Genomic DNA, 8,105 nt, shown 5'->3' with positions numbered 1-8,105 from the left:
GGTTACATTCCGAACCCGGAAGCTAAGCCTCACAGCGCCGATGGTACTGCAGGGGGGACCCTGTGGGAGAGTAGGACGCCGCCGAACAAATTTTGGGAAAACCCCCGCATCGAAAGATGCGGGGGTTTTCTGCGTTTAGGGTTGGCCCATGCGCTATGACCTGATCATCTTCGACAACGACGGTGTCCTCGTCGACAGCGAGCCGATCTCCAATCGGCACCTGGCCGGCTATCTGACCGAGTTGGGGCACCCGACGTCGTACGAGGACTCCCTCCGCGACTACATGGGATCGGCGACGCACAGGATCCACGAGCTGATCCTGGAGCGGACGGGACAGCGGCTGCCGGACGACTTCGACGACGTGTTCCACGCGCGGGTCTTCGCCGCGTTCGAGCGGGAGTTGCAGCCCGTGCCCGGTGTGGCCGGCGTACTGGAGAAGCTGGCCGCGGACGGGGTGCCGTACTGCGTGGCCTCCTCCGGGAGTCATGAGCGGATCCGGGTGGGACACCGGACCACGGGGCTGGACCGGTGGTTCCGGGACGAGCGCGTCTTCAGCTCGCAGGATGTGGGGCGGGGCAAGCCGGCGCCCGACCTCTTCCTGTACGCGGCCGAGCGGATGGGGGTCGCCCCCGAGCGGTGCGTCGTCGTGGAGGACTCTCCGCTGGGCGTCCAGGCGGCCGTGGCGGCGGGGATGGACGTGTACGGGTTCACCGCCATGACACCGGCGGGACGGCTGGCCGGGGCGAACCAACTCTTCTCCTCCATGGGCGGGTTGCTTGACCTGCTCGTATGACCTGAGCCATCGCCGGGGGCCTGACAATTGTCATGCGGACGTCCGGACGATCGTTTCTACTGGCGGACCCCCCGCGACGGCGATGCTGAGGGCATGACGAAGAACACGGGGGCCCAGGGCCGGAGCGAGCAGCAGAAGCAGAACCCGAGCGTGCTGGACAACTTCAAGCCGCTGCTGGTCGACGTGGCGGTGCCGCTCGGCTCGTACTACGTCTTCAAGGACGGTTTCGGGACGAGCACGTTCGCCGCGCTCGCCTGGAGCAGTGCGGTGCCGGCGGTGCGGACCGTGTGGAGCCTGGTGAAGGACCGTACGGCCAACGGGCTGGCGATGCTCATCCTGGTCGTGAACGTGGTGGGCCTGGGCTTGAGCTTCGTCTCCGGTGACCCGCGGCTGATGCTCGCCAAGGACAGCGGGATCAGCAGCACCGTCGGAATCGGCGTCCTGGTCTCCGTGGCGCTCGGGAAGCCGATGATGACCGCCGGTCTCAAGCCGTTCATGGTGAAGGGGGACGCGGCCCGCGAGGCCGCCTGGGACCGGCTCGTCGCCGGGACCGCGGCCGGCTCCGGGGACTTCCGGACCCGGGAGAAGGTCTTCTCCGTGGTCTGGGGCGGCGTGCTGCTCGCCGAGTGCGTCGCACGGGTCGTCGGGGCGTACACGATCCCGGTGGACACCATGGTCTGGCTCGGTACGGTCATCATGGTCGGCGCCATCGTGCTGGGTTCGGTGCTCTGCGGTCCGCTGGCCGCGGGCCCCATCGAGGCCATGGTCGGCGACGAGGTGAGGGCCGCGGAGGACCTGCGGGCCGAACTGGCCGTCGCCGTCTGAGCCCGCCGCCTGGGCAGACCCGGTGAAGCTGAAGGAAATTCACCTTTGGCTGGATCTACCCACAGGTAGCCCGGGGCCCTACGCTCGCCGCCATGACTGATGTGCTGCGGCGCGGTAGGGCCTCGTTGGCGTTCAGCTTCTTCGCCCAGGGCGCCGCCTTCGCCCTGCTGGTGACGCGCATCCCCGCCATCCAGAACCGGTACGGCATCTCCGACGCGCTGCTGCCGGTCTTCCTGGCCGCCGTGCCGATCCTCGCCGGTGCCGGCAGCGTGACCACCGAGCAGCTGGTGAAGCGGATACCGCCCAGCCGGCTGCTGCGCTGGTCCCAGCCGGTGGTGCTGCTGGCGCTGCTGGGCGCCGGGGCGGGCGGGGACATCGCGGAGCTGGCCGTGGCGCTGGGGGTGTTCGGGCTGGCCGTGGGCGCGCTGGACGCGTCCATGAACATGCTCGGGGTGAGCCTGCAGCGGTCGTACGGGCGCAGCATCATGCTCAGCTTCCACGCCTCGTACAGCCTGGGCGGGATCGTCGGGGCCTCGCTGGCCTGGGTGGGGGCGCACTGGCAGCTGGCGCTGTGGGTGTCGTACCTGCCGGTGGTGGCGGTCCTGCTGCCGGCCACCCTGGTGGGGAGCCGGTGGTACGTCGACGGGGACGCGGCGCCCGTCGAGGCGCAGGGCGCCACGGGCGGGGGCGTCGTCTTCAAGCTGCTGCTGCCGCTGTGCCTGGTGATGACCTTCGCCTACATCGGGGACTCGACCGTCTCCAACTGGAGTGCGAAGTACCTGAAGGACGTGCTGGGCAGCTCGGAGCAGCTGGCGACCGTGCCGTACAACGTGTACATGGTGACCACGCTGGTGGGGCGGGCCCTCGGGGACTTCGGGGTGCGGCGGTTCGGGGCGGTGGCGGTCGTACGGCTCGGGGCGCTGGTCGCGGCCGGCGGGTTCGCGGTGGTGGCCTCGGCGCCCGGGGCGTGGGTGGGGATGCTCGGGTTCACGCTGTTGGGTCTGGGGCTGTGCGTGCTGGTGCCGCAGACGTTCGCGGCGGCGGGAAGGCTGTTCCCCGGGGCTTCGGACGCGGCGATCGCGCGGCTGAACATCTTCAATTACGTCGGTTTCCTGGTCGGATCCCCGTTGGTGGGCGCTCTGGGGGACGCGTGGAGCTATCGGGGGGCCATGCTCGTGCCGATGGTGTTGGTGCTGGTGACGTTGGTGTACGCCAGCTCGTTCGCCGCTCAACCGGACCGATACGGTGGCGGGCATGAGCGGCCGCGCACAGCTGATGTGGGACGAGGCAGTAACGGGCTATGACTTCGGCTCGGACCATCCGATGGATCCGGTCCGGCTGGCACTGACCCGGAAACTGGTGGGTGCTTTCGGGCTCGACCGGGAGATGGAGGTCGTCGCGGCGAAGCCGGCCGGGGAGTCGACGCTGCGGCTGGTCCACCGGGCGGACTACATCGACGCGGTGAAGCTCGCGTCCGCGGACCCGGCGGGGGCGGGTGGGGCGTACGGGCTCGGGACCCTCGACGATCCCGCCTTCGCGGGGATGCACGAGGTGTCCGCGCTGATCGCGGGGCAGTCGGTGGGCGCCGCGGAGGCGGTGTGGCGGGGGGACGCGGATCACGCCGTGAACTTCGCGGGCGGGCTGCATCATGCGATGCCCGGGGGCGCGTCCGGGTTCTGCATCTACAACGACGCCGCGCTCGCCATCGCCCGGCTGCTGGAGCTGGGGGCCGAGCGGGTCGCCTACGTGGACGTCGACGTGCATCACGGGGACGGGGTGCAGGCCGCGTTCTGGGAGGACCCGCGGGTGCTGACCATCTCGCTGCACGAGCATCCCGGGACCCTGTTCCCGCAGACCGGGTGGCCGCAGGAGACGGGCGCCGGGGCGGGGGAGGGCGCCGCGGTGAACGTGGCGCTGCCGGCGGGGACCGGGGACGCGGGGTGGGTCCGGGCGTTCCACGCGGTGGTGCCGGAGCTGCTCGCGGACTTCCGGCCGCAGGTGCTGGTGACGCAGCACGGGGCCGACACGCACTTCGAGGATCCGCTGGCGCATCTCGCCGTCTCGCTGGACGCGCAGCGTGCGGTGCAGGTGGCCTGTCATGAGCTGGCACACGAGTACGCGGGCGGCAAGTGGATCGCGCTCGGCGGGGGCGGGTACGCGGTGGTGGAGGTGGTGCCCCGGTCCTGGACCCATCTGGTGGGCATCGCCGCGGGGAAGCCGGTGGCCCCTGAGGCGCTGATCCCCGAGGGGTGGCGGCAGGAAGTGTTCGCCCGGACCCGGCAGTTGGGGCCGCAGCGGATGACTGACGGGCGGTGGCCGGTGAGTTGGGCGTCGTGGGAGTCGGGGTACGACCCGGCGGACCGGCTCGACCAGGCGGTGCTGGCGACGCGGCGGGCGGCCTTTCCGCTGCGGGGACTGCTTCCCTGAACCGTGCGGGGAGCGTCGCTCGTTGGACCCGGGCCGTGCTTTCCCGCCCGGTTACGCCAACCGTGCGCACTTCCCCCGTTCCCGCCCGGTCCCGGCTCCCCGTGCGTCACCATCGCACCCGTGTCGCCCGTCGCTCAGCTCCGCGCGCACCTGTTGGCCGCCCGGCTGGCCGGGGTCGTCGGGACGTCCCGGGAGGACAGTCTGCGCAGCTATCGGCTGTTCGCCGCCCGGGATCCGCGGGTGCTGCTCGGGATCGATCCCGAGGGTGCCTGGGGGCAGCGGGAGGTGCTCGCCCTGATGGCGGACAGGTGCGGGGTCTCGGGCGACCCCCGGTACACCTCGGGGCCGGACCGGATCGATCCGGAGCTGACGCTGGCCGGGCTGGACGCCTTCGCGGACCGGATCCGCGAGGCCGCCCGGCGTGGCGCGCCGGTGCTGTTCGGCACCGGGCATCCGCAGCGGCTGCTCGGGTTCTACGCAGGCTTGGCGGACGCGCTCTCGGCGGCGGGGTGTGAGGTGCTCACCCCCGCGCAGGGTCGCCGTGTCGACATATTGACCCAGTTCGGTCTACGCACGCTCCGGCTCGACTACGTACGAGGTGTCGCGTTGGTGCGAGCGATCGAGGCCGGGCGCCCCGGTTGTGAGCCGGGCGTGCACAGCCACTCACCCCTGCCGGTTCGGGTCGTGCTCGGTGCCGCCGCCGAGGCCGGCGGACCGCTGCCCGAGCTGGTCGTCGGGGATCACGGCTGGGTCTGCGGTGCAGGTCAGCTGGGGTTCGAGGCCATCGGGCCGGCCGATACGGACGATCCCGCGCTGTTCGTGGGGCAGGCCGAGGGGCGCGTGTCCGTCGTCGTTCCACTTGATGACGGTGTGCGCCCCGCGTACTACCGCCCGCTTTCCCGCTACGTACTCAAACGAGCGTGTCTGTCACAGTAGGCCGTTGATGGGTGCACCTCTTCCCCACTTGCATCACCCGCCCCTACATTGGGGAGTGAGCACGCAACGACGAAGAGTCACCGGAAGGGGAAGCCGGTGGCCGTCGAGTGCGGAAGGTTCAGGTGTGTCATGGGTGCAGCTGGCGAGAGGCCTCTGAACGAGGTTCAGTTCCTTACCGTGGCGGAGGTCGCCTCGGTGATGCGAGTGTCCAAGATGACCGTGTACCGGCTGGTGCACAGCGGTCATCTGCCCGCGATCCGGGTGGGGCGGTCCTTCCGCGTCCCGGAACAGGCGGTACACGAGTACCTCCGCGACAGCTATGTGGGGGTGGAGACGGCTTGACGGCACCCCCGGGTGACCGCGAGTGACCTGGGGATACCCCCTCGATTACGACCTGAGCGCTCGGTTGGGTAGGCTAGCCCCTCGTAGGTCGTGTGGGCCCATGGCGCCCAAACAACCGAGTGATGAGAAGTGAGCGAGGGTAGTCGTGGGCTCTGTTATCAAGAAGCGGCGCAAGCGGATGGCCAAGAAGAAGCACCGCAAGCTGCTCAAGCGCACGCGCGTTCAGCGTCGCAACAAGAAGTAAGCGACGCCGCGAGAGCGCGGCCCGATGGCCCCCCACCGGTGACGGTGGGGGGCCATCGGCATGTCCGGGGCCGCTGCACGGACATCTCTCCGGGTACCCGGCATATTCCGATGGGGGAAATTCCGTCACCTCGTGCATCGGGCGGTCATCACAGCGCAACACCGACCCGCTAAGTTGGCCGCACACGGGGAACGCGGACACGGGTATCGCGGGAAGGAAGGCGCAGATCTTGGCGAAGGTCGTGCTCGTCACCGGAGTCGCCCGGCAGCTCGGCGGCCGGTTCGTACGACGGATCCAGCGGGACCCGGACGTGGAGCGGGTGATCGCCGTCGACGCGGTGCCGCCGGCCCATCATCTGGGCGGGGCCGACTTCATCCAGGCCGACATCCGGCAGCCGACGATCGCCCGGGTGCTGGCCGAGACGGGCGCCGACACGGTCGTCCACCTCGATGTGACGGGCACGGCGCTGGGCGGCGGCAACCGGGCCACGGTCAAGGAGACCAACGTCATCGGCACCATGCAGTTGCTCGGCGCCTGCCAGAAGTCGCCGGCCGTGCAGCGGCTGGTCATCAAGTCCAGTACCAACGTGTACGGGTCCGCACCGCGCGATCCGGCCGTGTTCACCGAGACCACCCCGCCGAAGTCGCTGCCCAGCGGCGGCTTCGCCAAGGACGCCGTCGAGGTCGAGGGATACGTGCGCGGTTTCGCCCGGCGGCGGCCGGACGTCGCCGTGTGCGTGCTGCGCTTCGCGAACATCCTCGGGCCCGCCGCGGAGACGCCGCTCGCCTCGTACTTCGCGCTGCCCGTCCTGCCGACCGTGTTCGGCTACGACCCGCGGCTGCAGTTCGTGCACGAGGACGACGTCATCGAGGTGCTCAGGATCGCCTCGCACGAGCCGCGCCGGGGCACCCTGAACAGCGGCACCTTCAACGTCGCCGGGGACGGGGCGCTGCTGCTCTCGCAGTGCTCGCGGCGGCTCGGGCGGCCCACCGTGCCCTTGCTGCTGCCGGCGGTCACCTGGGCCGGGTCCCTGGTCCGTACGCTGGGGATGACGGACTTCTCGCCGGAGCAGATCCGGCTGCTCACGCACGGGCGGGTGGTGGACACCGTCCAGATGCGCGAGACGCTGGGCTTCACGCCCAGGTACACGACGGCGGAGGCGTTCGCGGACTTCGCCCGCGGCCAGGGTCCGGGGCTGGTGCCGCCGGAGGCCCTGGCGGGGGCCGTCGACCGGATCGCCGCGCTGGCCGCGCGGGGCGCCGGCCGGCCCACGACGCACAGCGCCGACAGCGCCAACTGAGGAGCGCAGCAACGATGGCGGACGCCAAGGTCATTCCGTTCGACGACGACCGGTCCCGCGGGAGCGCCACGCAGCGCCCGGCGCGGCGCCGGGGGGCGGGCAGCAGGCGCGGCGCCCTGGGCGAGCCGGGGGAGATGGGTGAGGTCCAGTCTCTGCCGGGACGGGCGCGGGCGCAGGAGGATGGGCCTGTGAGCCGCGAGGAGAAGCCGCTGGAGAAGCCCTCGGGGGGCGACGGGCGTGACGGTGGTCTGGAGCGGCGGGTGGCGGCCGGGCTGTCCTTCCTGCGGCGCCGGCTGACCGGCGAGTACGACGTCGACGACTTCGGTTACGACGAGGAGCTGACCGACCAGGTTCTGATGTCGCTGCTGCGGCCGGTGTACGAGAAGTACTTCCGGGTCGAGGTGAAGGGCGTCGAGAACATCCCGGCCGAGGGCGGGGCGCTGATCGTCGCCAACCACTCCGGGACGCTGCCGCTGGACGGCCTGATGATGCAGGTCGCGGTGCACGACCATCACCCCGCGGACCGGCATCTGCGGCTGCTGGCGGCCGACCTGGTGTTCGTGCTGCCGGTGGTCAACGAGCTCGCCCGCAAGCTCGGGCACACGCTGGCCTGCGCGGAGGACGCCGAACGGCTGCTGGGTCAGGGTGAGCTGGTCGGGGTGATGCCGGAGGGCTTCAAGGGCATCGGGAAACCTTTCAGCGAGCGGTACAAGCTCCAGCGGTTCGGCCGCGGAGGGTTCGTCTCGACTGCCCTGCGGCAGGGGGCGCCGATCATCCCGTGCTCGATCGTCGGGGCCGAGGAGATCTACCCGATGATCGGCAACGCGAAGACCCTCGCCCGGCTGCTGGGGTTCCCGTACTTCCCGCTGACGCCGACGTTCCCGTGGCTGGGGCCGCTGGGGGCGATTCCGCTGCCGACGAAGTGGACGATCCAGTTCGGCGAGCCGATCCCGACGGACGGGTACCCGCCGGAGGCGGCGGAGGACCCGATGCTGATGTTCAACCTGACGGACCAGGTCAGGGAACAGATCCAGCACACGCTGTACAAGCTGTTGGTGCAGCGGAGGTCGGTCTTTTTCTGAGTGGTGCCGGGCAGGGTGGCCGGCGGACGGAGTCCGGCGCAGCCGTGCGAAGCCCGCGGAGCGGTGCGAGGGCGGCCGATGGGAGGGCCAAGCTGTTGGTGCAGCGGAGGTCGGTCTTTTTCTGACGCCGGCTCGGGTACGGCGAGGCTCGGGTAC

The 8,105-nt window shown here is 70.6% G+C and carries 9 protein-coding genes and 1 rRNA gene; all 10 read left to right on the top strand.

Annotation, left to right across the window (positions count from 1 at the left end; genetic code table 11):
• A 5S ribosomal RNA gene (gene rrf, locus AB0N17_RS27400) occupies window positions 1–87 on the top strand; the annotation flags it as partial.
• Window positions 88–148: 61 nt separating this feature from the next.
• The gene (locus AB0N17_RS27395; RefSeq protein WP_366014171.1) at window positions 149–793 is read left to right on the top strand and encodes an HAD family hydrolase; all 645 of its coding nucleotides are present in this window, start codon (window positions 149–151) and stop codon (window positions 791–793) included.
• A gap of 93 nt (window positions 794–886) precedes the next feature.
• Window positions 887–1,618 (top strand): VC0807 family protein, encoded by a 732-nt coding sequence (locus AB0N17_RS27390; RefSeq protein ID WP_366014170.1) that lies wholly within the window; start codon window positions 887–889, stop codon window positions 1,616–1,618.
• A 92-nt stretch (window positions 1,619–1,710) separates the two neighbouring features.
• Complete coding sequence (locus tag AB0N17_RS27385) at window positions 1,711–2,922, top strand: MFS transporter (protein ID WP_366014169.1); 1,212 nt, start codon at window positions 1,711–1,713, stop codon at window positions 2,920–2,922.
• Window positions 2,873–4,045, top strand: a complete 1,173-nt coding sequence (locus tag AB0N17_RS27380) for an acetoin utilization protein AcuC (RefSeq protein ID WP_366014168.1) — start codon at window positions 2,873–2,875, stop codon at window positions 4,043–4,045. The genes AB0N17_RS27385 and AB0N17_RS27380 overlap by 50 nt, the downstream gene beginning before the upstream one ends.
• 120 nt (window positions 4,046–4,165) lie before the next feature.
• A complete protein-coding gene (locus AB0N17_RS27375; RefSeq protein WP_366014167.1) occupies window positions 4,166–4,981 on the top strand; it encodes a phosphatase in 816 nt (271 codons plus the stop codon).
• Between the two features lie 129 nt (window positions 4,982–5,110).
• On the top strand, window positions 5,111–5,323 hold the full coding sequence (locus tag AB0N17_RS27370; protein WP_158727370.1) for a helix-turn-helix domain-containing protein: 213 nt from the start codon (window positions 5,111–5,113) through the stop codon (window positions 5,321–5,323).
• Window positions 5,324–5,468: 145 nt separating this feature from the next.
• Window positions 5,469–5,567: an AURKAIP1/COX24 domain-containing protein gene (locus AB0N17_RS27365; RefSeq protein WP_003948845.1), complete on the top strand. Its 99-nt coding sequence runs from the start codon at window positions 5,469–5,471 to the stop codon at window positions 5,565–5,567.
• 229 nt (window positions 5,568–5,796) lie between these two features.
• On the top strand, window positions 5,797–6,867 hold the full coding sequence (locus tag AB0N17_RS27360; RefSeq protein WP_366014166.1) for an NAD-dependent epimerase/dehydratase family protein: 1,071 nt from the start codon (window positions 5,797–5,799) through the stop codon (window positions 6,865–6,867).
• Window positions 6,868–6,881: 14 nt separating this feature from the next.
• The gene (locus AB0N17_RS27355; protein WP_366014165.1) at window positions 6,882–7,949 is read left to right on the top strand and encodes a lysophospholipid acyltransferase family protein; all 1,068 of its coding nucleotides are present in this window, start codon (window positions 6,882–6,884) and stop codon (window positions 7,947–7,949) included.
• Window positions 7,950–8,105 lie beyond the last annotated feature (156 nt).

This window comes from Streptomyces sp. NPDC051133 (assembly GCF_040682635.1).
Lineage (GTDB): Bacteria > Actinomycetota > Actinomycetes > Streptomycetales > Streptomycetaceae > Streptomyces.
The sequence above is the reverse complement of the archived record's forward strand: the minus strand, read 5'-3'. Positions and strand labels throughout refer to the sequence as shown.

What these genes read in the sequence shown, in the direction of transcription:
- AB0N17_RS27395 (WP_366014171.1), top strand. Translation starts at nt 149, where the DNA reads ATGCGCTATGACCTGATCATCTTCGACAACGACGGTGTCCTCGTCGAC.
- AB0N17_RS27390 (WP_366014170.1), top strand. Translation starts at nt 887, where the DNA reads ATGACGAAGAACACGGGGGCCCAGGGCCGGAGCGAGCAGCAGAAGCAG.
- AB0N17_RS27385 (WP_366014169.1), top strand. Translation starts at nt 1,711, where the DNA reads ATGACTGATGTGCTGCGGCGCGGTAGGGCCTCGTTGGCGTTCAGCTTC.
- AB0N17_RS27380 (WP_366014168.1), top strand. Translation starts at nt 2,873, where the DNA reads ATGAGCGGCCGCGCACAGCTGATGTGGGACGAGGCAGTAACGGGCTAT.
- AB0N17_RS27370 (WP_158727370.1), top strand. Translation starts at nt 5,111, where the DNA reads ATGGGTGCAGCTGGCGAGAGGCCTCTGAACGAGGTTCAGTTCCTTACC.
- AB0N17_RS27355 (WP_366014165.1), top strand. Translation starts at nt 6,882, where the DNA reads ATGGCGGACGCCAAGGTCATTCCGTTCGACGACGACCGGTCCCGCGGG.